This window comes from Ruixingdingia sedimenti (assembly GCF_031432425.1).
Lineage (GTDB): Bacteria > Pseudomonadota > Alphaproteobacteria > Rhodobacterales > Rhodobacteraceae > Ruixingdingia > Ruixingdingia sedimenti.
The window spans coordinates 34745-56314 of record NZ_JAVKPH010000014.1 but is presented as its reverse complement, the minus strand read 5'-3'; the positions used below and the strand labels follow the sequence as shown (position 1 = coordinate 56314).

The window sequence follows — 21570 nt, the reverse complement described above, 5'->3', positions numbered from 1 at the left end:
CGATGTTCCGTCTGACGCAGTACATGCGCGAACTGGTGGCGCCCACGCCCGTGCGCCGCCGGTCGGGCCCCATGCGCCCGGTGGTGATCTGGAACCTGACGCGCCGCTGCAACCTGCGCTGCCGCCACTGCTATACCACCAGCGCCGATGTGGCCTTTCCCGGGGAACTGGACCACGAACAGGCGCTGGCGGTGCTGGAGGACCTGTCGGGTTTCGGCATCCCCGCGCTGATCCTGTCGGGGGGCGAGCCGCTGTCGCGGTTCGATTTCTTCGAACTGGCCGAACGCGCCCGCGATCTTGGTTTCCGCCACCTGTCGCTGTCCACCAACGGCACGAAGATCGCCCCGCACATCGATCGCATCGCCGGTCTGGGTTTCGACTATGTGGGGATCTCGCTCGACGGGATCGGGTCGATGAACGACTGGTTCCGCGGCGTGCCGGGGGCCTATGACGATGCGCTGGCGGGGGTGCGGGCCTGCAAGGCGCGCGGCGTCAAGGTGGGGCTGCGCTTCACGCTGACCAGGGACAACGCCGCGATGCTGCCCGCAATGATCGACCTTTGCGCGGCCGAAGGGGTGGACAAGTTCTATCTGTCGCATCTGGTCTATGCCGGGCGGGGCGACAAGCACCGGGGCGAGGATGCGCAGCACGACCATACCCGCCGCGCGATGGATCTGCTGATCGCCCGCGCATGGGGGGCCGTGTCGGCGGGCCAGCCGCTGGAAATCGTGACCGGCAACAACGATGCCGATGCGGTGTGGTTCCTGCACTGGGCGCAGCGGAACTTTCCGGCCGAAAAGGCCGCCCATGTCGCGGCGCATCTGGCGGCATGGGGGGGCAATTCGTCGGGGCTCGGGGTGGCGAACATCGACCCGCAGGGGCGGGTGCATCCCGATACCTACTGGTCCGACTACACCATCGGCAACGTCAAGCAGGCGCCGTTCAGTACGTTGTGGACCGGGGACGACCCGATGCTTGCCACCCTGCGCCAGCGGCCGCGCCCCTTGAAGGGCCGCTGCGGCGCCTGTGCCTTCCGCGATATCTGCGGCGGCAACACCCGCATCCGCGCGTTGCAGGTCACGGGCGACCCATGGGCCGAGGACCCGGCCTGCTATCTGACCAATGCCGAAATCGGGGTGGAGGATGCCGCGCGGCTGACCGTCACGCCCTTCCGGGGGAAAAGCCATGATCCGGCTCATCGTTTCGCTTAGCCTTCTGGCCGCGCCCGCGCTGGCGGGGCCGGACGGGGCGATGATCTATGCCGATCTCTGCGCCTCCTGCCACGCGCAAACGCGCCTCGGCGGCACCGGCCCCGCGCTGATCCCCGAAAGCCTCGGCCGACTGCGGGGCGCGGCGTTGCAGACCGTCATCGCCGAGGGCCGCCCGATGACGCAGATGCCGGGCTTCCGGGGCACGCTGTCGGCCACCGAGATCGCCGCCGTGGCCGCCTATGTCGCGGCCCCCCTGCCCGCCCCGCCGGTCTGGGGTTCGGCAGAGATCATGGCGACCCGCGACCTGCGCCCCGACTACACCCCCGCCGCCGCGCCGGTGTTCGACGCCGACCCGATGAACATCACGCTGGTGGTGGAAACCGGCGACAGCCATATCAGCGTGCTGGACGGCGACAGCCTTGCCACGCTCGACCGGTTCGAAACCCCCTTCGCCGTCCATGGCGGGCCCAAGTTCAGCCCCGATGGCCGCTTCGTCTTTGTCATGTCGCGCGATGGCTGGGTGCAGAAATACGACATCTGGTCGCTGGCAGAGGTGGGCCGGGTGCGCGCCGGCCTGAACAGCCGCAACATCGCCATGAGCCGCGATGGCCAGTGGCTGGCCGTCGCCAGCTATCTGCCCGCCGCGCTGACGATCCTGTCCACCGCCGACCTGTCGGTGGCAAGGGTGATCCCGGCCGCCGGGCGCGACGGCACGCCAAGCCGGGTGTCCGCCGTCTATCAGGCCCCCGACCGCGACACCTTCGTCCTTGCGCTCAAGGACGTGCCGGAAATCTGGGAAATCGCCACCGCACCCGACGGCGGCCCCTATGCCGAGGGGCTGGTCCATTCGCACGAGGCCGGGATGCGCGAGGCCGTGGGGGTCGAACGCGGCCTTTTCGCCCGCCGCCGCATCGCCACCTCTGCGCCGCTCGACGATTTCTTCTTCGACCCCGCCTATCGCCACCTGATCGGCGCGAACCGCGACGGCGGCACCGGCGTCGTCGTCAACCTCGACGTGGGGCGCGAGATCGCGACCCTGCCCCTGCCCGGCATGCCGCATCTGGGCAGCGGCATCAGTTGGCTGCGCGACGGCCGCCGCATCATGGCCGCCCCCCACCTGAACGAGGGCCGCATCAGCATCATCGACATGCAGGACTGGAGCCTCGTGAAGGTGATCGAGACCTCGGGCCCCGGGTTCTTCCTGCGCAGCCATGCGGGCGCGGCGCATATCTGGGCCGATGTGTTCACCGGCGACCACCGGGGCGAGATGCACCTGATCGACAAGCAGACGCTGGAGGTGGTGAAGGTGATGGTGCCCGAACCGGGCCGGACGGTGGCGCATACCGAATTCACCCGCGACGGATCGCGCGCGCTGGTGTCGATCTGGGAACAGGACGGCGCGGTGATCGTCTACGACAGCGCGACGCTGGCGGAAATCACCCGCCTGCCGATGGTGAAACCTTCAGGAAAGTACAATGTCTGGAACAAGATCACCTTCGAGGACGGCACCAGCCATTGAGCCCCGTCGGATGCGGCGGCTGCGGCTGATCCTGTGGCCCTTCGCCACCGCGGCGGTGGCGATCAACCTGTTCCTTCTGGGGCTGATGGGGCAGGCGGTGGGCCTGCCCGCGATCCCGCCGGTCTGGGCGCTGCTGGCCTCGGCGCCGCTCGGCCTGCCCGCCACATGGGCCGCCGCGCGCTGGATCGGCGGGCTGATCGCCGAGGCGGAAAGGGACGGCGGCCGATAGCCCCGGACCCATCGTCGCACCCCCCGCAAACCCGCCTTTCGCCGCCCCGCACCTGATCGAAGTCAAGGCCCGCGGCGGCATGTTTTGCGACAGATTCGCGGGAAGAAACGGGATACCAGACCGAAAGGACCAACCATGATTTTCCGCCTGTCCGCCATCGCGCTCGCCCTCGCCGCCGCGGGGCCGGCCCTTGCCGGGGACGCCGCCAAGGGCGAGGCCGACTTTCCGAAGAAGTGCAAATCCTGCCACGCGATCGTCGCCGAAGACGGAACGGAAATCGTGAAGGGCGGCAAGACCGGGCCGAACCTCTTCGGCATCGTCGGCAAGCCCGTCGCCTCGTCCGATTTCAAATACGGCGACGGCATCCTCGCCGCACAGGCCGCAGGCGCCGTCTGGGACGAGGCCGCGCTGGCCGCCTATGTGGCCGATCCGGGCCGCTGGCTGAAAGAGGTGACGGGCGACGGCAAGGTCAAGACCAAGATGACCTTCAAGCTGCCCAAGGGCAACGACGACATGGCCGCCTATCTGGCGACGTTGCAGTAAGGCCCGCTGCGTAGGACCGATCGACTTTCAGCCAATGGTTTGGCCGGGCGGGATCAGGAAACGCACCGCGTTTCCCCCGCCCGTTCGCACGGCGGTGCCGTTGGAAACGGAGATACTGGGAACAATGGGTAGGCCAGCGCCTGCCCCGGCGGGCAAGAAGCGCCCGCCATGGGCGGGGCGGGCGCTGGCCGGGGGCTTTGGGCCCCCGGCCGGGGCAACTCCGCCGGCATCGCATGGCGAAGGCACGCGCCTTCGTCAGCCTGAGCGGCAGGGGTGATCGTCGATCCGCCTTGGAGCAGGGACGGCCGGGACATGTTGTTGGGCCATCCCGCCTGTGGTAGGTACCGGAACATCGGGGCGGGCGTGTCATGGCGAAGATCGACCTCAACAGTGATCTGGGCGAAAGCTTCGGCCCATGGCCGATGGGCGACGATGTTGCCATGCTCGGCATCGTCACCAGCGCCAATATCGCCTGCGGCTTTCACGCGGGCGACCCGGCGGGCATCCTCAAGGTGGTGAAAGAGGCGGCGGCGCGCGGCGTCTGCATCGGCGCGCATGTGGGCTATCGCGACCTCGTGGGCTTCGGCCGCCGCAACATGGACCCGTCGAGCGCGGAACTGGTCGCGGATGTCATCTACCAGATCGGCGCGTTGCAGGGTCTGGCACGCGCCGCGGGCACCACGGTGCGCTATGTCAAGCCGCATGGCGCGCTTTACAACACCATCGCCCATGACGCCCGGCAGGCCGCCGATGTGATCGCGGGCATCCGGGCCGTCGATCCCGCGCTGGCGCTGATGGCGCTTTCGGGCGCGCCAGTGGTCGCACAGGCGCGCGCGGCGGGGCTGACGGTGGTGTGCGAGGCGTTCGCCGACCGCGCCTACAACCCCGACGGCAGCCTTGTCAGCCGCAGCCTGCCGGGCGCCGTCCTGCACGACCCCGCGCAGATCGCCGCGCGCATGATGCGCCTGATCGCCACCGGCCGCATCACCGCCATCGACGGCACCGATATCGCGCTGGAGGCGCAGTCGATCTGCGTGCATGGCGACACGCCCGCCGCCGTCGCCATCGCCGGGGCGCTGCGCGCGGCGCTGGCCGCCGGCGGCGTGACGCTGGAGCCCTTTGCCCGTGGTGCGTGACGTCCCCCGCTTTCTGCCCGCGGGCAGCGATGCCTTTCTTGTCGAACTCGCCGACCTCGACACCACGCTGACGCTGCTGGACCGGATGGCCGCCGCGCGGCCCGAAGGGGTGGTGGAACTGGTTCCGGCGGCGCGCACGGTGCTGGTGCGGTTCGACCCCACCGCCACAAGCCGCGACCGGCTGGCCGCCCATATCGCCACGCTCGACCTGAGCCAGCACACCGGCCGCGAGGGGGAAAGCTTCGAGATCCCCGTCACCTATGACGGCGCGGATCTGGGCGATGTGGCCGAAATCCTCGGCTGGACGGTGGCAGAGGTGATCCGCCGCCATACCGCGGCGACCTATACCGTGGCCTTCACCGGCTTTGCCCCCGGTTTCGCCTATATGACTTGCGACGACCCGGCCTTCGACCTGCCCCGCCGGCAAAGCCCGCGGCTGCGCATTCCGCCCGGGTCCGTCGCCCTTGGCGGCAGGTTCGGCGGCATCTACCCCACCGAAAGCCCCGGCGGGTGGCAGCTTCTGGGCACCACGCCGCTGGCGATGTGGGACCCGGCCCGCCCGGCCCGCGCGGCGATGCTGGCCCCCGGCGACCGCGTGCATTTCCGCGACATGGCCAAGGGCGCGACCGTCCCGACCGCCTGGCTGGCGCGCCCCGCAAAGGCCCCCGCGCGCCCCGCGACCGGCCTTGCCATCACCCGCGCCGACCGCCCGGCGCTGTTCCAGGATCTGGGCCGCCCGGGCCGGGCGGATCAGGGCGTCGCCCGTTCCGGCGCGCTGGACCGGCACAGTTTGACCGAGGCCAACCTTTGCGTCGGCAATCCGCCCGGCATGGCGGCGCTGGAAATCGCGCTCGGCGGGTTTGCCCTGCGGGCCGACCGGCCGGTCACGCTGGCCGTCACCGGCGCGCCCTGCCCGCTGACCATCCGCGCGGCGGACGGGCGGCAGATCCCCGCGCCGTTCCACCGGCCCTTCGCGCTGGATGCGGGGGACGAACTGGTGCTCGGCTTTCCGCAGGCGGGCACGCGCAGCTATGTGGCCTTGCGGGGCGGGTTTCGGGTCGAGCCCCTGCTCGGCTCCGCCGCCACCGACACGCTGGCCAAGGTCGGCCCGGCGCCGCTGCTGGCGGGCGACCTGCTGACGCCCGCCGATGCCCCCGCCCGCGCCGTCGACCCCGACCGCCCGCGCCCCGCCCCCCTGCCGCGGGCGGGCGAGGTGGTGACGCTCGACCTCATTCCCGGACCCCGCACCGACTGGTTCACCGCGCAGGCCGTCGAGACGCTGTTCGCGCAGGACTGGCAGGTGACGGCGGAGTCGAGCCGCGTGGGCATGCGCCTTTCCGGCCCCGTACCGCTGGAAAAGCGCGACGCGGCGGAACTGCCGTCCGAGGGCACGGCCATGGGTGCGGTGCAGGTGCCGCACGCCGGCCAGCCGGTGCTGTTTCTGGCCGACCACCCGCTGACCGGCGGTTATCCGGTGATCGGCGTGGTCGCCCGCCATCACCTCGACCGCGCGGGTCAGGTGCCCATCGGCGCAAGGATCCGCTTCAGGGAAGTGACGCCATGAAAAAGCTGCTCATCGCCAACCGCGGCGAAATCGCCCTGCGCATCGCCCGCGCCGCCCGCGACTATGGCGTGGCCTCGGTCGCCGTCTATTCCGATGCCGACGCCGGTTCCCTGCATGTCGGGATGGCGGACGAGGCCCATGGCCTCGGCCCCGGCCGCCCGGCGGACACCTATCTGGATATCGACAAGATCCTCGGCATCGCGCGGCGCGCAGGCGCCGATGCGGTGCATCCCGGCTATGGCTTCCTGTCCGAACGCGCGGAATTCGCGCAGGCCGTCATTGCGGCGGGGCTGATCTGGGTCGGCCCGCGCCCCGGCGTCATCACCGCGCTTGGCGACAAGGTAGAGGCCCGGCGCATCGCCGCCGCCGTAGGCGCGCCGCTGGTCAAGGGGTCGGACGGCCCGCTCGCCTCGGCGGCAGAGGCGGTGGCCTTCGCGAAAGAGGCCGGCCTGCCGCTGGCCATCAAGGCGGCCTTCGGCGGCGGCGGGCGCGGCATGAAGGTGGCCCGCAGGCTGGAAGAGGTGGGCGAGCTGTTCGACTCCGCCGTGCGCGAGGCGACCGAGGCCTTCGGCCGGGGCGAATGCTATGCCGAACAGTTCCTCGACAAACCCCGCCATATCGAGGCGCAGATCCTTGCCGACGCCCACGGCAACACCGTCGTTCTGGGCACGCGCGACTGCTCGCTCCAACGCCGCAACCAGAAGCTGGTGGAAGAGGCCCCGGCCCCCTTCATCACCGATGCGCAGCGCGCCCGCATCCACGACGCGGCCCGCGCCATCTGCGCCGAGGCGGGCTATACCGGCGCGGGGACGGTCGAATTCCTGCTGTCGCAGGACGGCGTGATCTCTTTCCTGGAGGTCAACACCCGGTTGCAGGTCGAACATCCGGTGACAGAGGAAACGACCGGCATCGACATCGTGATCGAACAGTTGCGCATCGCCGACGGCCTGCCGCTGTCGGTGACGGATACCCCTGCCCCGCGCGGCCATGCGTTCGAATTCCGCATCAACGCAGAGGATCCGGGCCGCGGTTTCCTGCCCACGCCGGGCCGCATCACCCGCTTTCGCGCGCCATCCGGCCCCGGCATCCGTCTGGACGCGGGGGTGGAGGAAGGATCGGTGATCCCCGGCCTTTACGATTCCATGATGGCCAAGCTGATCGTGACCGGCGCGACGCGCGATCAGGCGCTGGCCCGCGCCCGCCGCGCGCTGGCCGAATTCGGGATCGAGGGCGTGGCCTCCGTCCTGCCCTTCCACCGCGCGGTGCTGGAGGAACCGGCGTTCACCGCGCACGACGGGTTCCGCGTCCATACCAACTGGATCGAGACCGAATTTGCCGGCGTCGAACCCGCCCCCCGCGTCGATCCCGTCGAGGGCGGATTCATCCGCAGCTTCATCGAGATCGACGGCAAGCGCCATGCCATCGGCCTGCCTGCGGCGCTGTTTTCCGGCCTTGCCCTGCCGCAGGAAACCCGGGCCGCGGCGACAGAAGCCACGGACGGCGCGGTGACGGCCCCCATTCCCGGCACGCTGCAACAATGGCTGGTCGCGGACGGGGCCGAGGTCGCCGAGGGCGAGGCCGTGGCCCTGGTCGAGGCGATGAAGATGGAAACCCGTGTCCTTGCCCCCCGCGCCGGGCGGATCGGGATCAGGGTCGATCCGGGCAGCGTGGTGGAACTGGGGGCGGAACTGGCGGTGATCGGGTAAGCGCGGCGGCGGGACGAAATTTTTCGGTCGAAAAATTTTGGACAGCGGAATACCGGCCGCCCTATCCTTGCGCCGTTCGACCATGACGCGGGGGAGGCACGGATGACCGACGGACCGGACCAGCTGGCGCATATGAAACCCGCCGAGGTGCGCAAACGCATCCGCGAGGGCAGGCTGACGGGCCCTACCTCGGGCATCGCGGCGGGCTACATGCAGGGGAACCTCGCCATCCTGCCCCGGTCGCATGCCGGGGATTTCATGCGCTTCTGCCTGCGCAATCCCAAAAGCTGCCCGGTTCTGGGCGTGGGGGAACCGGGCGACCCGGCGCTGCCCTCCCTCGGCGTCGACGACATCCGCACCGATGTGGCGCGCTATCGCGTGTTCCGCGACGGCGTGGCGGGCGCGGATGTTTCCGACCTCAACGCCCTGTGGCGCGACGATCTGGTGACATTCGTCCTCGGCTGTTCGTTCTCGTTCGAAAGCGCGTTGCAGCGCGCCGGGATCACGGTTCCGCATATCGCGGCGGGGCGCAACGTGCCGATGTATGTCACCGACATCCCCACCAGGGCGGCCGGGCCGTTCAGCGGCCCGCTGGTCGTGTCGATGCGCGCCTTCAGCCCCGCAGACGCCATCCGCGCCATCGTGCTGTCGGAACGCTATCCGCTGGCCCATGGCGCGCCGGTCCATCTGGGCGACCCCGCGCGGATCGGCATCCGCGACATCGGCCGCCCCGATTTCGGCGACCCGCCGGTGATCGCCGAGGGGCAGATCCCGGTGTTCTGGGCCTGCGGGGTGACGCCGCAGATGGCCATCGGCGCCGCCCGGCCGGATCTGGCGATCACCCACAAGCCGGGCTTCATGCTCGTCACCGACATGCTGGCGGAAAGCGCCGGGGTCTAGGGTCGGGTCGGCGGCCATCCCGTGGTTTGGCCGGGCGGGACAAGGAAACGCACTGCGTTTCCCCCGCCCGTTCGCGCGGCGGTGCCATTGGAAACGGTGGACACACGCGAAAAGGAGAGGCCAGCGCCTGCCCCGGCGGGCGAGAAACGCCCGCCACGGGCGGGGCGGGCGCTGGCCGGGGTCCTGGGGCCCCCGGCCGGACAAGCGGCACCCGCAGGATGTGGCGAAGGCACACGCCTTCGCCAGACAGAGCGGAGGGAGGAATGAATGCCCCGCCCTAGCGGTTGCGCGAGACGTCCAGCGACACGGCGGCGATGATGATCAGCCCCTTGACCACCTGCTGGTAGTAGGAACTCACCCCCATCAGGTCGAGGCCGTTGTTGATCGTGCCGATGATCAGCGCCCCCATCAGCGTGCCGACCAGCGTGCCGCGCCCGCCCGACAGGCTGGTGCCGCCGATCACCACCGCGGCGATGGCGTCCAGTTCATACGCGACGCCGGCCTGCGGCAGGGCGGCCGTGGTGCGCGCGGTCAGGATCATGCCCGCGATCCCCGCCAGCAGGCCGGAAACCATATAGGTCATCACCACCACGCGGTTCACCCGGATCCCGCCGGTGCGCGCCGCATGCGGGCTGCCGCCCACGGCATAGACATGCCGCCCGAAGACCGTATGGCGCAGGGTGAACCAGCCCGCCGCAAAGACCACCGCCAGCACGATGATCGGCACCGGGATGCCGAACAGATAGCCGCTGCCCAGCCACAGAAACTCGGGCGAAAGGTTGGAAATCGGCCGCCCGTCGGTGAAGATGTAGACCAGCCCCCGCGCGATCGACAGCGTGCCCAGTGTCACCACGAAGGCCGGCAGCTTCAGCCAGGCCACGCAGGCGCCGTTGAAAAGGCCCATCACCGTGCCCACCGCGATGCCCGCGACCAGCGCCATGCCGATCCCCACCGGATCGGGGGTGACGACGAAACTGGCCGCGACCGCACCCGACAGCGCGGCGATGGAGCCGACCGACAGGTCGATCCCCTTGGCCAGGATGACGAAGGTCACGCCGACGGCGAGCACCCCGTTGATCGCGGTCTGGCGGATGATGTTGGTCCAGTTGTTCCAGGTCATGAAGAACTGGTTCGACAGCGCCAGGATCACCACAAGGACCACGAAGGCCACGATGATGCCGTGGCGGCGAAAGATCGTGGCGGCGATCTGCGCGGCGCTTCGCCCCGTGCCGCGCCCTTCCGCCAGTTGTGCCGGATTGTTCATATGTCTCTCCCTTGTCGCCGCCGCATGGTCTCAGGAGACTTCGTGCAGCAGGTTCTGTTGGTTCGCGGCGCTGCGCGGGATGATCCGCACCAGCGCGCCTTTCTTGAACACCGCGATCCGGTCGCAGACCTGAAGCAGTTCCAGCGCCTCGGACGAGGCCATCAGCACCGCCCCGCCCTCTGCGACGAAATCGTCGATGATGGTGTAGATTTCCTGCTTGGCGCCCTCGTCGATGCCGCGGGTCGGCTCGTCGCAGATCAGAAGCTTCGGCGCGGACGACAGGCAGCGCGCGATGACCACCTTTTGCTGGTTGCCCCCCGACAGCGCCGCGGCGGGCATCTGGTCGGATGCCGCCTTGAGCCGCAGCCGCCGCCCCAGGTCGGCCGACAGCGCCTTTTCCGCCCGCCCGCGCAGGACGCCGAACCGGCTGATCCGGCCCAGGATCGACAGCGAGATGTTGTGGCGGATCGGCGCGGGCAGGACGAGGCCCGACAGCTTGCGATCCTCCGTCACCATGGCGATGCGGTTGCGGATCGCCAGATCGGGGCGCCCCGGCGGCAGGTCGCGCCCCGCCATCCGCACCCGGCCGGAATCGCGCGGGCCGATGCCATAGACCGCATCCAGAAACTCCGTCCGCCCCGCGCCCATCAGGCCGTAAAGCCCCACCACCTCGCCCGGGGCCACGGTCAGGCTGACATCGCGCACCTTGCCGCGCACGCTCAGCCCCTCGACTTCCAGCATGGGTCGGGCATCGGCCCCGCGTTCGGAATGGGTGTGGGTGTGCAGTTCGTGCCCGACGATCAGCGCCACCAGTTCCTCGCGCGTCAGCGCGGCGATGGGCCCGGTCTCGATGAATTCGCCGTCGCGGAACACGGTGTAGGTGTCGGCGATCTCGAACAGTTCCTCCAGCCGGTGGCTGACATAGATGATCCCCCCCCCCCTTGCGCTGAAGCCGGCGGATCGCGTCGAACAGGATATGGCTTTCATGTTCGCCGATGGCCGAGGTGGGTTCGTCCATGATGACGATTTCGGCATCGCGCGACAGCGCGCGGGTGATCTCGACCAGCTGGACCTGCGCGAGGCTGAGGTCGGCCATCTTCTTTGCCGGGTCGAGGTCGAAGCCGGTTTCGCGGATGATGCGGCCGGCGTCCTCCTCCATCCGCTTGTGGTCGACGACGAAACCGCTGCGCCGCGGCTCGCGGCCCAGAAAGATGTTCTCGGCCACGGTCATTTCCGGCACCGGCGCCAGTTCCTGGGTGATGATCGCGATCCGGGCGGCCAGCGCATCGGCGGGGGTGGAAAAATGCACCTCTTCGCCCCGGATGCGGATCGCGCCGCTGTCGCGTTGCAGGAACCCGGTCAGGATGTTCAGGAAGGTGGACTTGCCCGCCCCGTTCCCGCCGCAGAGCGCATGGACCGACCCGGCCTCCAGTTTCAGCGCGCCGTTCTTCAGCGCCACCACGCCGTCGAACGATTTCGCGACCGCATCGGCTTCCAGCAGAAGCGACGTCATTGCCTTCCCCTCCCTGCGCCATCGCGGCAAGGCCCCGGGAACGGGGGTGTGCCGCGACGAAATTCATGCGCAGAATAGAAAGGTTTTGCGGCGACCGGCTGCGTTAAGATGCTACAGCCACAGGGGGGACGGAGCGTCGCATCTGAAACAGACGGGCGACAGACGGCCCGAATGCGCGCACCGGCCCCGCAGCGGACGGGGCCGGATGAATGCGGGCGGAACGATCAGGGGGCCGGGGCCGCGTGCCTCAGGCGTTGCCCCTGACCTTTTCGATCTGGATTTTCCGGTAAAGTGTCGCACGCGAGACACCGAGGTATCGCGCCGTCAGGGTGACGTTGCCGCCGTTGTAGCGCAGCGCGGCCTCGATGCGCGACGCCTCGGATTGCGACCGCGCGGTCAGGTCGCGGCGGGCGACCTCTTCCACCAGATCGTCGGGCAGATGGTCGAGTTCGACCACCGCCCGCTCGGCCAGCGCCAGCGCATGGCGCAGGGCGTTGCGCAACTCGCGCAGGTTGCCGGGCCAGTGATAGTTCGCCAGCGCCAGTTCCACCTCGCGGTCCAGCGACAGGCCGCTGCGGCCCATCGCCTCCTGCTCGGCGCGGAACAGGGTCTGGATCACGCCTTCCAGGTTCGGCGTGGTGCGCAGCGGCGGCAGGCTGACGCTGGCCCCCTTCAGCCGGTGCAGCAGTTCGGGGCGCAACCGGCCCTCCTTCAGCATCTGTTCCGGCGCCATGCGGGAAATGGCGACCAACCCGATCCGCCGGCCCGCACCATGCTGGCGGTCGTCCAGCAGACCGAGCAGCAGTTTCTGCATCCGGTCGTCCAGATCGTCGAACTGTTCCAGCAACAGGCAGGCCGAGGGCCGCGCCAGGCTGTCGCGCAGCACCGATTCCAGCCCCGCCCGGCCCGAATCCATCGCGCAGTCCAGCACGATGACATCGCCGTCGCCGTCAAAACAGGCATGCGCCGCGGCAAGGGCGAATTCGGATTTGCCGGTCCCGGTCTCGCCCGAAACGATCAGCGGCAGGCCGCTGGCCAGCAACCGCCTTGCCCGGTCCAGCAACTGCTGTGTCACCGGATCGGGCCGCAGCCGGGGCTGGCCGCCCGGGGCGACGGCCCGCGCCGCCGGGGCGGGCATCGGCCGGGCGGCGGAACGGCGGGGCGGATCGGCGGTTTCGGGCAGCGTCAGCACCCCCTGCAACCGGCGGCCGCGGAAGGTCAGTTCGAACGGCCGGCCCGGCACGACGGAACCCAGATCGGCAGGCAGGTCGAACAGGTCCTCTGCCGCCGCGCCCACCAGATCCCGCGCCGGGCTGCGCAACACGCCCGCGCTGCGCGACGTGCCATCCACGATCCGGCCCGCGGCATCCAGAACCAGCCGCCCTTCATCCACCGGATCGGCGTCGCCGGTGTAATCCGACAGCCGCAGCACCGCATGGTCGCGGTAGATGCGGGCGAAATGGCCGTTCTCGATCCGCCAGGCGCTGCGCTGCACGACATCCTGCACGACGCGGTTCACCCGCCCGTCGCCCAGCCGGGCGGTGGTGACGTTCAGCGCGCATTCCACCGCCCCGCCCCGGCCATAGACCGGCACCGCGATGCAGGTCAGCGCCTGCGTGTGCAGCCCGTAGTGCTGCTTGCCCACGATCTGGACCATGCCGCCTTCGTGCAGGCAGGTGCCGACGCCGTTGGTGCCCTGTTCCGCCTCGCTCCAGACCGATCCGGGCAGGACGCCGCAGGACGCCAGTTCCCCCAGATACTGGTAGTCGCAGCGGTAAAGCATCGTCACCCCCTGCGCCGAGGCCAGCGAGACCAGATATTCGCTGTCCACCAGCCGCAGGAACAGCCGCTCGATCTCCGGCTCGGCCACGCGGACGAAATCCTCGCGTTCCTCCATCAGGTCGCGGACCTCCGTCACCGTCAGGACAGAGGCGCGGGGCACCCGGTCGGGCGTCAGGTTGTAATCGGCCAGGCAGCGTTTCCAGGATTCTGCCACCACCCCGGGCAGGCCGGGCGTCTTTTCCATGCCGCGCGACAGGCAGAGCCGCCCGATCTCGTTCCAGATGCTGTCGCGCGCACCGGCGCCAACCATACCCGTATTCCGCATCCTGCCCCTCCCAAGGCGATCGCATGCGTCAAACTAGCGCGGCCCGGCCGCGGCCACCTAGGTGACATATGAGAAACTGTCTCACGCTGCCCTGTCTCATCCAAGACAGCGGCGCCGAAGCCCCCGCGTTCAGCGCGCGGGCAGCCGGGCGCCGTTGCACCAGACGATGGGCGCGCCGCCGGGGCCATCGGGCAGGATCACCGCATCGACCCGGCCGAAAAAGACGGTATGGGTGCCGAAATCATGGGTTTCGGCCACGGTGCAGACATGGCAGGCCAGCGCGCCTTCCAGCACCGGCAGCCCGCCGGGGCCCGCCCGCCACTGGCCGGGGGCAAAGCGGCGGTCGCGCAGTTCGGTGCGCGAAAACGCCTCCAGCAGGGGGGCGTTGCCCTCGTCCATCAGGTTCAGGCTGAAACGGCCGCTGTCCCGCATCACCGGATGGACCGATGCCGAACGGTTCACCGCCACCATCATCGAGGGCGGTTCCATCGACAGCGAACCGGCGCTGGTCACGGCCATGCCGTGGAACTGCCCCGCCGCATCGCGCGCGGCAACGATGGACACGCTGGCGGCGACACGGCGCAGGCTGGCGCGGAACGCCTCGGTCAGGGCGGCATCGGCGCCGGGCCCGGTCAGGATCTCTGTGGACATGGGATGCGCCTCCGTTTCGGGCCGGGTGCCGCGGTCCATCCGCGCGCAGCCGGTTTCAAAACGAATATATTCAAGGCCTTGCCTTCTGTTCACTGCCCTAGATGCGCTAGGGCGGGCTGCGCCATCTGTCTCAGCCGCTACACCCTGGCCCCCGGCCCGAGCCAGTCGAGCAGCAACTGCAACGGGCGGCCGACCGGCCGGCCCGCGGGCCAGACGAGGTAATAGGTCCCCTCGGTCGGGGTATAATCGGGCCATGCGGTGACAAGGCGGCCCGCGCGGAATTCGCTTTCGGCCAGAAACTCCGGCAACAGCGCCACGCCCAGACCCAGGGCCGCCGCCTCTGCCATGTGCAGGAACTGGTCGAAGATCATGCCGCCCAGATTGTCGGCCCGGCACCCCTGCCGGTCGAACCAGCGTTCCCACGCCCCCGGCCGGCTTTCCAGATGCAAAAGCGGCAGATCCAGCAGCCCCGCCACCTGACGGACCCGCGGCATCGCGGGCGCGCAGGCGGGGATCACCCGTTCATGGGCCAGCGGAAGATAGCCGCAGCCGGGCCAGTCGCGCATGCCGAAATGGATCGCCGCGTCGAAACGGTCGTGGCTGAAATCGAAGGGCGCCAGCCGGGTGCCGAGGTTCACCACCACATCGGGATGCCGGGCGCTGAAATCGCGCAGCCGCGGGGTCAGCCAGTGCAGCCCGAAGGCCGGCAGGATCGCAAGGCTCAGGCTGCTGCGCGACCCGCCCGCCTTCACCTTCAGGCTGGCCTGCGCGATGCCTTGCAGGTTGTCGCGGATGGCGCGGGCATATTCCGCCCCCGCAGGCGTCAGCGTCAGGCTGCGCCCCTGCCGCTGGAACAGGGTCACGCCGATCTGTTCTTCCAGAAACTTCAGCTGGCGGCTGACGGCCGAATGGGTCAGCGCCAGTTCGCTTGCCGCCGCGGTGGCGGTTCCCAGCCGCTCCACCGCCTCCAGCGCCAGAAGCGAACTGATCGAAGGCAGAAACCGGCGCGGCGCGATCATGTTCGTTTTCCTCCAGTATTCTGGAAAATATATCAACCAAAACGGGATAGATTAACCCCTATCCTTGCGCAATGAGACAGTATCGGCCCTGCGCCCCCCGCTGTCATCCCTGTCGCCCCTTCACCAGAATCCGGGAATCCCATGGACCGCGCCACGATCGTTCACGAAAACTTCCTGCGCCGGGTGCCGGCCCGCGACCTGCCCGCCGGGCGCCCGCCCTCTGGCCCGATGACGGCGGAAGAGGCCGTCGCGGGCTATCGCGCGGGCTGCCTGACCCGGGCGCTGGACCTGAAAAGCCGCGCCATGCAGCGCGCCGGGCAGGGGTTCTACACCATCGGATCCTCGGGGCACGAAGGGATGGCGGCGGTCGCGCTGGCGCTGCGCCCCACCGACATGGCCTTTCTGCATTACCGCGACGCGGCCTTTCAGATCGCGCGCGCCGGGCAGGTGCCGGGGCAGAACCCGGCGTGGGACATGCTGTTGTCCTTCGCCGCGTCGTCCGAGGACCCGATTTCCGGCGGGCGGCACAAGGTGCTGGGATCGCGCGCGCTGATGATCCCGCCGCAGACCTCGACCATCGCCAGCCACCTGCCCAAGGCATTGGGGGCGGCCTATGCCATCGGTGCGGCGCGGCGGCACCGGCCCGAACATGCGATCCTGCCCGACGACGGGATCGTGCTCTGTTCCTTCGGCGATGCCTCGGCCAACCATTCCACCGCGCAGGGCGCCTTCAACGCCGCGCAATGGACCAGCTACCAGTCCTTTCCCCTGCCGCTTCTGTTCGTGTGCGAGGACAACGGCATCGGCATTTCCACCAAGACCCCGCGCGGCTGGATCGAGGCGACCTTCGCCAATCGCCCCGGCCTGCGCTATTTCAAGGCCGACGGGCTCGACCTCTACGACACCTTCAGCGTGGCGGCAGAGGCCGCCGCCTGGGTCCGCCATCGCCGCAAGCCCGCCTTCCTGCACCTGCGCACCCTGCGGCTTTACGGCCATGCCGGGGCCGATGTGCCGACCACCTACCTGTCCCGGCAAGAGGTCGAGGCCGAAGAGGCGCAGGACCCGCTGCTGCATTCCGTCCGCCTGCTGGCAGAGGCGGGCGCGCTGTCGCCCGGCGAGGCGCTGGACATCTACACCGAAACCGCCGAACGGGTGGACCGCGTGGCGGCAGAGGCGGTGACGCGCCCGCGCCTGCACGATGCCGCCGGGGTCATGGCCGCCCTGGTCCCGCCGCCCCGCCCCTGCCGCCCGACGAACGGCCCGGCGGCAGAGGCGCGCACGGCGGCCTTCGGCGGCGACATGAAGGCGATGGCCGAACCGCAGATCATGTCGCGGCTGATCAACTGGGCGCTGACCGACCTGATGCTGGCCCACCCGGAAATCGTGATGATGGGCGAGGACGTGGGCCGCAAGGGCGGGGTCTACGGCGTCACCCAAAAGCTGATCCAGCGGTTCGGGCCGGACCGGATGATCGACACGCTGCTGGACGAACAGTCGATCCTGGGCCTTGCCATCGGCATGGCGCAGAACGGCTTCGTGCCGATGCCGGAAATCCAGTTCCTCGCCTATCTGCACAACGCCGAGGACCAGATCCGGGGCGAGGCCGCGACCCTGCCCTTCTTTTCCAACGGGCAGTTCACCAACCCGATGGTGCTGCGCATCGCGGGGCTCGGCTATCAGAAGGGTTTCGGCGGGCATTTTCACAACGACAACTCGGTGGCGGTGCTGCGCGACATTCCCGGCCTGATCCTGGCCGTGCCCTCGGACGGGGCCGATGCGGCGCGGATGCTGCGCGAATGCGTGCGGCTGGCGCGCGAGGAACAGCGGCTGGTGGTGTTTCTGGAACCGATCGCGCTTTACCCGATGCGCGACCTGCATGAGGAAAAGGACGGGCTGTGGATGCGCCGCTATCCGCCGCCGGACGAGGTGATCGCGTTGGGCGAGGTCGGCGTCGATGGCGACGGCGCGGATCTGGCCATCGTCAGCTTCGGCAACGGCATCCACCTGTCGCATCAGGCCCGCCCGGCGCTGGCCGCGGCGGGGATCGCCACCCGGATCGTCGATTTGCGCTGGCTGTCGCCCCTGCCCGCAGAGGCGCTGGCCCGCGCGGTCGCCGGGTGCCGCAACGTGCTGGTGGTGGACGAAACCCGCCGCAGCGGCGGGGTGGCCGAGGCGCTGATGGCGCTGTTCCATGAACAGGGCGTGCCCCGGCTGGCCCGCCTGACAGCCGAAGACAGCTTCATCGCCACCGGCCCGGCCTATGCCGCCACCATGCCGTCGCGCGACGGGATCACCGCCGCCGCCCTTGCCCTGACCGGAGGCCGCACATGAAAACCGCTGTCGTGATCTGCCCCGGGCGGGGCACCTACAACGCCACCGAACTGGGCTATCTGGCCCGGCATTTCCCCGACCCCGCGCTTTTGTCGCGGCTGGATGGCGAACGGATGGCCGCCGGGCAGGAAACGCTGTCCGCGCTGGACGGCGCGGCGCGGTTTTCGCTGTCGGTCCATGCGCGGGGCGACAATGCCTCGGGCCTGATCTATGCCGCCACCTTGGGGGATTTCCTGTCGCTCGACCGCGCGCGGGTGCGGGTGGTGGCGGTCACGGGCAATTCCATGGGCTGGTATTCCGCGCTGGCCTGCGCCGGGGCGGCCAGCGCCGAAGACGGGTTCCGCATCGCCAACACCATGGGCACGCTGATGCAGCGCGCGCTGATCGGCGGGCAGCTGATCCATCCGTGGATGGAGGACGACTGGGTGCCCCGGCCCGAACGCCGCGCGCAGCTTCTGGCGCTGATGCACGACATCGCCGCCCGGCCCGACCACCGGCTGAGCCTGTCGATCGACCTTGGCGGCTTTCTGGTGCTGGCGGGAAACGAGGCCGGGTTGAAGGCGTTCGAGGCGGCGGTGGAACCGGCGCAGGGGCGCTTTCCGATGCGGCTCGGCAACCACGCCGCCTTTCACAGCGCCTTGCAGGCCCCCGTGGCGGCAGAGGGGCAGGCGGCGCTGCCCCTCGCGCTGTTCGGCCGCCCGGCCCTGCCGCTGATCGACGGGCGCGGGCAGGTCTGGTGGCCCGGCGCCGATACGCAAGCGGCGCTGCGCGACTACACGTTGGGCCATCAGGTGACGGAAAGCTATGACTTCACCGCCGCGATCCGCACCGCCGCCCGCGAATTCGCCCCCGACCTGTTCGTCGTCACCGGGCCGGGCAACACTTTGGGCGGTGCGGTCGCGCAGGCGCTGATCGCGGCGGGGTGGCGGGGCCTTGCGTCCAAGGCCGCCTTTCAGGCCCGGCAGGCGGATGCGCCGCTGCTGGTGTCGATGGGGCTGGCCGACCAGCGCGGTCTTGTCGCGTGATGCGACAGAACCCCACAGCGTCGCGTGACACGACAGTGCCGCACAGCCTGTCACACATGAACCACCGCGACGCCCTTTCCCCCGCAGCGGTTCGGCGCGAAGCTGCGGGCCCAAGGGAACAGGGGAAACGAGGATCATGAACGAACGGAACCTGATCGTCATCGGGGGCGGCATCGTCGGCATGGCGACCGCGCTGCGCTACCTGATCCGCCACCCCGGCCACCGGGTCACGCTGTTCGAAAAGGAAACGCAGGTCGCCTGCCACCAGTCCGGCCACAACTCCGGCGTGATCCATGCCGGGGTCTATTATGCGCCCGGTTCGCTCAAGGCCCGGCTCTGCCGCACGGGCGCGCAGATGATGAAGGCGTTCTGCCGCGAGGAAGGCATCGTGTTCGAGGAATGCGGCAAGCTGATCGTCGCCACCACCCCGCTGGAGGTGGAACGGCTGAAGGACCTGCGCCAGCGGGCAGAGGCGAACGGCATCCCCTACGAACCCGTCGGCAAGGACGAAATGGCGGTGCGCGAACCGCTGATCACCGGGCTTGGCGCGCTGTTCTTCCCCGAATCCGCCATCGTGGACTATGCCGAGGTCACGGCCCGCATGGCCGACCGCTTTCGCATCCTCGGGGGCGATCTGCGCCTTGGCGCCGCCGCGACGGCGATCCGGGAAACCGACGCGGGCGTCAGCGTCACCGCCGGCGGCGTCACGCTGACGGCGGACCGGCTGATCGTCTGCGGCGGGGGGCAGGCGGACCGGCTGGCGCGGCTGGCCGAGCTGCGCCCCGATTTCCGCGTCATCCCCTTCCGCGGCGAATATTTCGAGGTGGACCCCCGGCTGCGCGCCCAGATCAACCACCTGATCTATCCGGTGCCCGACCCCGCCCTGCCCTTTCTGGGCATCCACCTGACGCATGAGGTGCGCAACCGGCTGAGCGTGGGGCCCAACGCGCTTCTGGCGCTGTCGCGCGAGGGGCTGGGGCGCTGGTCGGTCAACCTGCGCGACTGTCTGGCCACCTTCGGCTATGGCGGGTTCTGGCGGTTCCTGCGGGCCAACCTGCGGTCGGGCTTTGCCGAACTGGCGGCGACGGCCTGGACACCGGCCTATCTGCGCGCCTGCCGGAAATACATGCCCTCGCTGCAACGGTCGGACCTGCAGGGGCGCAAGGCCGGGGTGCGGGCGCAGCTGATCACACCGAAGGGCGAAATGGTGCACGATTTCGTCCTGATGCAGACGCCGCGGATGCTGCATGTCTGCAACGCGCCCTCGCCCGCCGCCACATCATCGCTGGCGATCGCCGAACATCTGCTGGACACGTTCCTGCCCGACACCGCCACGCAGGCGTGAAACGGCAAAAGGCCCGCCCCGGCACCCCGGGACGGGCCCTTGCCGCCTTGCGCGCCTCAGACCATCATCGTGGTGACGGTCAGGGGCGTGGTATAGGCCTCCATCCCCTCGATGCCGCCTTCGGAACCGAAGCCGCTGTCCATCACGCCGCCGAAAGGCGTTTCCGGCAGGCCGAGCGCGAAGTGGTTCACCCCCAGCATCCCCGACCGGATGTTGCGCGCGATTTCCGCCGCCGTGCGCTGGTTCGCGGTGAAGGCATAGGCGCCCAGACCCACGGGCATCCGGTTCGCCTCTGCCAGCGCCTCTTCGACGGAACCGACGCGGGCCACCAGCGCCAGCGGGCCGAAAGGTTCGTCGTTCATCGCCTTCAGCCCGGCATGCGCGCCCGCGACCACCGTGGGGGCGTAGAAGTTGCCGGTATTGCCCACCGCATCGCCGCCCGCCACGACCTGCGCGCCCTGTGCACGCGCATCCTCGACCAGCGCGGCGATGACATTGCGCTGGCTGCGGGTGCACAGCGGGCCCATCGCGGTGCCGTCTTCCAGCCCGTGGCCCACCCTGATCTGCGCGGCAGCCGCCGCCAGCCCCTCGACGAAGCGGTCGTGCAAGGGCGCCTCGACCAGAAACCGGGTGGGCGACACGCAGACCTGACCGGCGTTGCGGAACTTCCACTGCGCGGCCAGCGGGATCAGCCGGTCCAGATCGGCATCGCGGGCGACGATCACCGGGGCATGGCCGCCCAGTTCCATCGTCACCTTCTTCAGGTACTGCCCGGCCAGCGCCGCCACGATCCGCCCGACGCGGGTGGATCCGGTCAGGCTGACCTTGCGGATCTCGTCCGACTTGACCAGCACCTCTGAAATCTCGCCCGACGCGCCCCAGATCACGCTGATCGCCCGGGGCGGCAGACCCGCATCCAGAAGCGCGCGGGCGATGTGCCATGTCGTGACCGGTGTCACCTCGGATGGCTTGGCCACCACCGAACAGCCCGCCGCCAGCGCCGGGGCGATCTTCTGCATCATCCCCCAGGCCGGAAAGTTCCACGGCGCCAGCGCCGCGACCGGCCCGACCGGGCGGCGCAACACCTTCAGTTCATTCTCCGCCGTGCGCCCGGCGATCACCCGGCCATAGCCGCGCCGCCCCTCTTCGGCGTACCAGTCCAGCAGGTCGGCGGCGGCGTTCCATTCCAGCCGCGCCTGCGCCAGCGGCTTGCCCTGTTCCAGCGTCATGTCGCGCGCCGCGGTTTCGGTCCGCGCGCGCATCAGATCGGCCGCACGGCGCAGGATCCCCGACCGTTCATAGGGCTGCATCGCCGACCAGTCGCGGAAGCCTTCGGCGGAAATCGCCGCCGCCTCTGCCGCCTCGGCCGCGCCGGCCTTGGGCAGGCGGGCGATGATGTCGTCGGTGGCGGGGTCGGTGATCTCGAGGATCCCCGCGCTGCCGGTCCGGCGATCCTGACCGCCGATGATCAGACCCGTGTCGGGCGTCATGTCATTCTCCGCTCTGG

General features: G+C 69.7%; 17 protein-coding genes and 1 pseudogene. 11 read left to right on the top strand and 7 right to left on the bottom strand.

From position 1 onward, the window contains the following. The first annotated feature begins 2 nt into the window (after positions 1-2). The 8 genes from nirJ to RGD00_RS12920 all read left to right on the top strand — a co-directional run bounded on the left by nirJ (position 3) and on the right by RGD00_RS12920 (position 8808). Positions 3-1211: a heme d1 biosynthesis radical SAM protein NirJ gene (nirJ, locus tag RGD00_RS12955; RefSeq protein ID WP_310457757.1), complete on the top strand. Its 1209-nt coding sequence runs from the start codon at positions 3-5 to the stop codon at positions 1209-1211. After that, positions 1186-2730: a cytochrome D1 domain-containing protein gene (locus tag RGD00_RS12950; protein WP_310457756.1), complete on the top strand. Its 1545-nt coding sequence runs from the start codon at positions 1186-1188 to the stop codon at positions 2728-2730. The genes nirJ and RGD00_RS12950 overlap by 26 nt, the downstream gene beginning before the upstream one ends. Positions 2731-2740: 10 nt before the next feature. Beyond that, positions 2741-2959, top strand: coding sequence for a hypothetical protein (locus tag RGD00_RS12945; RefSeq protein ID WP_310457755.1), 219 nt, complete (start codon positions 2741-2743; stop codon positions 2957-2959). A 135-nt stretch (positions 2960-3094) separates the two neighbouring features. Beyond that, complete coding sequence (locus RGD00_RS12940) at positions 3095-3502, top strand: c-type cytochrome (protein ID WP_310457754.1); 408 nt, start codon at positions 3095-3097, stop codon at positions 3500-3502. A gap of 368 nt (positions 3503-3870) precedes the next feature. Beyond that, the gene (locus RGD00_RS12935; RefSeq protein ID WP_310457753.1) at positions 3871-4638 is read left to right on the top strand and encodes a LamB/YcsF family protein; all 768 of its coding nucleotides are present in this window, start codon (positions 3871-3873) and stop codon (positions 4636-4638) included. Then, positions 4631-6202, top strand: a complete 1572-nt coding sequence (locus RGD00_RS12930) for a 5-oxoprolinase subunit B/C family protein (protein ID WP_310457752.1) — start codon at positions 4631-4633, stop codon at positions 6200-6202. Before RGD00_RS12935 ends, RGD00_RS12930 begins: the two co-directional genes overlap by 8 nt. Further along, positions 6199-7908, top strand: a complete 1710-nt coding sequence (locus tag RGD00_RS12925; RefSeq protein WP_310457751.1) for an acetyl/propionyl/methylcrotonyl-CoA carboxylase subunit alpha — start codon at positions 6199-6201, stop codon at positions 7906-7908. Before RGD00_RS12930 ends, RGD00_RS12925 begins: the two co-directional genes overlap by 4 nt. A 102-nt stretch (positions 7909-8010) precedes the next feature. Then, the gene (locus RGD00_RS12920; protein WP_310457750.1) at positions 8011-8808 is read left to right on the top strand and encodes a putative hydro-lyase; all 798 of its coding nucleotides are present in this window, start codon (positions 8011-8013) and stop codon (positions 8806-8808) included. Between the two features lie 277 nt (positions 8809-9085). On the opposite strand, the gene RGD00_RS12915 is transcribed toward RGD00_RS12920, so the two are convergent. The 6 genes and pseudogenes from RGD00_RS12915 to RGD00_RS12890 all read right to left on the bottom strand — a co-directional run bounded on the left by RGD00_RS12915 (position 9086) and on the right by RGD00_RS12890 (position 15362). Further along, positions 9086-10072 carry an ABC transporter permease gene (locus tag RGD00_RS12915; protein ID WP_310457749.1) on the bottom strand — a complete coding sequence of 329 codons (987 nt, stop codon included), beginning with the start codon at positions 10070-10072 and terminating at the stop codon, positions 9086-9088. A 30-nt stretch (positions 10073-10102) separates the two neighbouring features. Then, the gene (locus tag RGD00_RS12910; RefSeq protein WP_310457748.1) at positions 10103-11059 is read right to left on the bottom strand and encodes an ATP-binding cassette domain-containing protein; all 957 of its coding nucleotides are present in this window, start codon (positions 11057-11059) and stop codon (positions 10103-10105) included. Between the two features lie 73 nt (positions 11060-11132). Further along, a pseudogene (locus tag RGD00_RS23530) lies at positions 11133-11585 on the bottom strand (ATP-binding cassette domain-containing protein); the annotation flags it as partial. 247 nt (positions 11586-11832) lie between these two features. Continuing rightward, positions 11833-13692, bottom strand: coding sequence for a sigma-54-dependent Fis family transcriptional regulator (locus RGD00_RS12900; RefSeq protein ID WP_310457746.1), 1860 nt, complete (start codon positions 13690-13692; stop codon positions 11833-11835). Positions 13693-13821: 129 nt separating this feature from the next. Continuing rightward, complete coding sequence (locus RGD00_RS12895; protein ID WP_310457745.1) at positions 13822-14343, bottom strand: flavin reductase family protein; 522 nt, start codon at positions 14341-14343, stop codon at positions 13822-13824. A 137-nt stretch (positions 14344-14480) separates the two neighbouring features. Then, entirely contained in the window at positions 14481-15362 is an 882-nt protein-coding gene (locus RGD00_RS12890; protein ID WP_310457744.1) for a LysR family transcriptional regulator, read from the bottom strand. A gap of 141 nt (positions 15363-15503) precedes the next feature. Between RGD00_RS12890 and RGD00_RS12885 the strand changes: the two genes are divergently transcribed. The 3 genes from RGD00_RS12885 to lhgO all read left to right on the top strand — a co-directional run bounded on the left by RGD00_RS12885 (position 15504) and on the right by lhgO (position 20063). After that, positions 15504-17693, top strand: coding sequence for a dehydrogenase E1 component subunit alpha/beta (locus RGD00_RS12885; RefSeq protein ID WP_310457743.1), 2190 nt, complete (start codon positions 15504-15506; stop codon positions 17691-17693). Further along, positions 17690-18718, top strand: a complete 1029-nt coding sequence (locus tag RGD00_RS12880; protein ID WP_310457742.1) for an ACP S-malonyltransferase — start codon at positions 17690-17692, stop codon at positions 18716-18718. The genes RGD00_RS12885 and RGD00_RS12880 overlap by 4 nt, the downstream gene beginning before the upstream one ends. 136 nt (positions 18719-18854) lie before the next feature. Further along, on the top strand, positions 18855-20063 hold the full coding sequence (lhgO, locus tag RGD00_RS12875; RefSeq protein WP_310457741.1) for an L-2-hydroxyglutarate oxidase: 1209 nt from the start codon (positions 18855-18857) through the stop codon (positions 20061-20063). Between the two features lie 56 nt (positions 20064-20119). Here the strand turns inward: lhgO and RGD00_RS12870 are convergent, their stop codons facing one another. Beyond that, entirely contained in the window at positions 20120-21553 is a 1434-nt protein-coding gene (locus RGD00_RS12870) for an NAD-dependent succinate-semialdehyde dehydrogenase (RefSeq protein ID WP_310457740.1), read from the bottom strand. Positions 21554-21570: the final 17 nt, after the last annotated feature.

What these genes read in the sequence shown, in the direction of transcription:
- RGD00_RS12915 (WP_310457749.1), bottom strand. Translation starts at nt 10,072, where the DNA reads ATGAACAATCCGGCACAACTGGCGGAAGGGCGCGGCACGGGGCGAAGC.
- RGD00_RS12940 (WP_310457754.1), top strand. Translation starts at nt 3,095, where the DNA reads ATGATTTTCCGCCTGTCCGCCATCGCGCTCGCCCTCGCCGCCGCGGGG.
- lhgO (WP_310457741.1), top strand. Translation starts at nt 18,855, where the DNA reads ATGAACGAACGGAACCTGATCGTCATCGGGGGCGGCATCGTCGGCATG.
- nirJ (WP_310457757.1), top strand. Translation starts at nt 3, where the DNA reads ATGTTCCGTCTGACGCAGTACATGCGCGAACTGGTGGCGCCCACGCCC.
- RGD00_RS12935 (WP_310457753.1), top strand. Translation starts at nt 3,871, where the DNA reads ATGGCGAAGATCGACCTCAACAGTGATCTGGGCGAAAGCTTCGGCCCA.
- RGD00_RS12880 (WP_310457742.1), top strand. Translation starts at nt 17,690, where the DNA reads ATGAAAACCGCTGTCGTGATCTGCCCCGGGCGGGGCACCTACAACGCC.
- RGD00_RS12945 (WP_310457755.1), top strand. Translation starts at nt 2,741, where the DNA reads ATGCGGCGGCTGCGGCTGATCCTGTGGCCCTTCGCCACCGCGGCGGTG.
- RGD00_RS12910 (WP_310457748.1), bottom strand. Translation starts at nt 11,059, where the DNA reads ATGAAAGCCATATCCTGTTCGACGCGATCCGCCGGCTTCAGCGCAAGG.
- RGD00_RS12920 (WP_310457750.1), top strand. Translation starts at nt 8,011, where the DNA reads ATGACCGACGGACCGGACCAGCTGGCGCATATGAAACCCGCCGAGGTG.
- RGD00_RS12950 (WP_310457756.1), top strand. Translation starts at nt 1,186, where the DNA reads ATGATCCGGCTCATCGTTTCGCTTAGCCTTCTGGCCGCGCCCGCGCTG.
- RGD00_RS12895 (WP_310457745.1), bottom strand. Translation starts at nt 14,343, where the DNA reads ATGTCCACAGAGATCCTGACCGGGCCCGGCGCCGATGCCGCCCTGACC.
- RGD00_RS12900 (WP_310457746.1), bottom strand. Translation starts at nt 13,692, where the DNA reads ATGCGGAATACGGGTATGGTTGGCGCCGGTGCGCGCGACAGCATCTGG.
- RGD00_RS12925 (WP_310457751.1), top strand. Translation starts at nt 6,199, where the DNA reads ATGAAAAAGCTGCTCATCGCCAACCGCGGCGAAATCGCCCTGCGCATC.
- RGD00_RS12885 (WP_310457743.1), top strand. Translation starts at nt 15,504, where the DNA reads ATGGACCGCGCCACGATCGTTCACGAAAACTTCCTGCGCCGGGTGCCG.
- RGD00_RS12890 (WP_310457744.1), bottom strand. Translation starts at nt 15,362, where the DNA reads ATGATCGCGCCGCGCCGGTTTCTGCCTTCGATCAGTTCGCTTCTGGCG.
- RGD00_RS12870 (WP_310457740.1), bottom strand. Translation starts at nt 21,553, where the DNA reads ATGACGCCCGACACGGGTCTGATCATCGGCGGTCAGGATCGCCGGACC.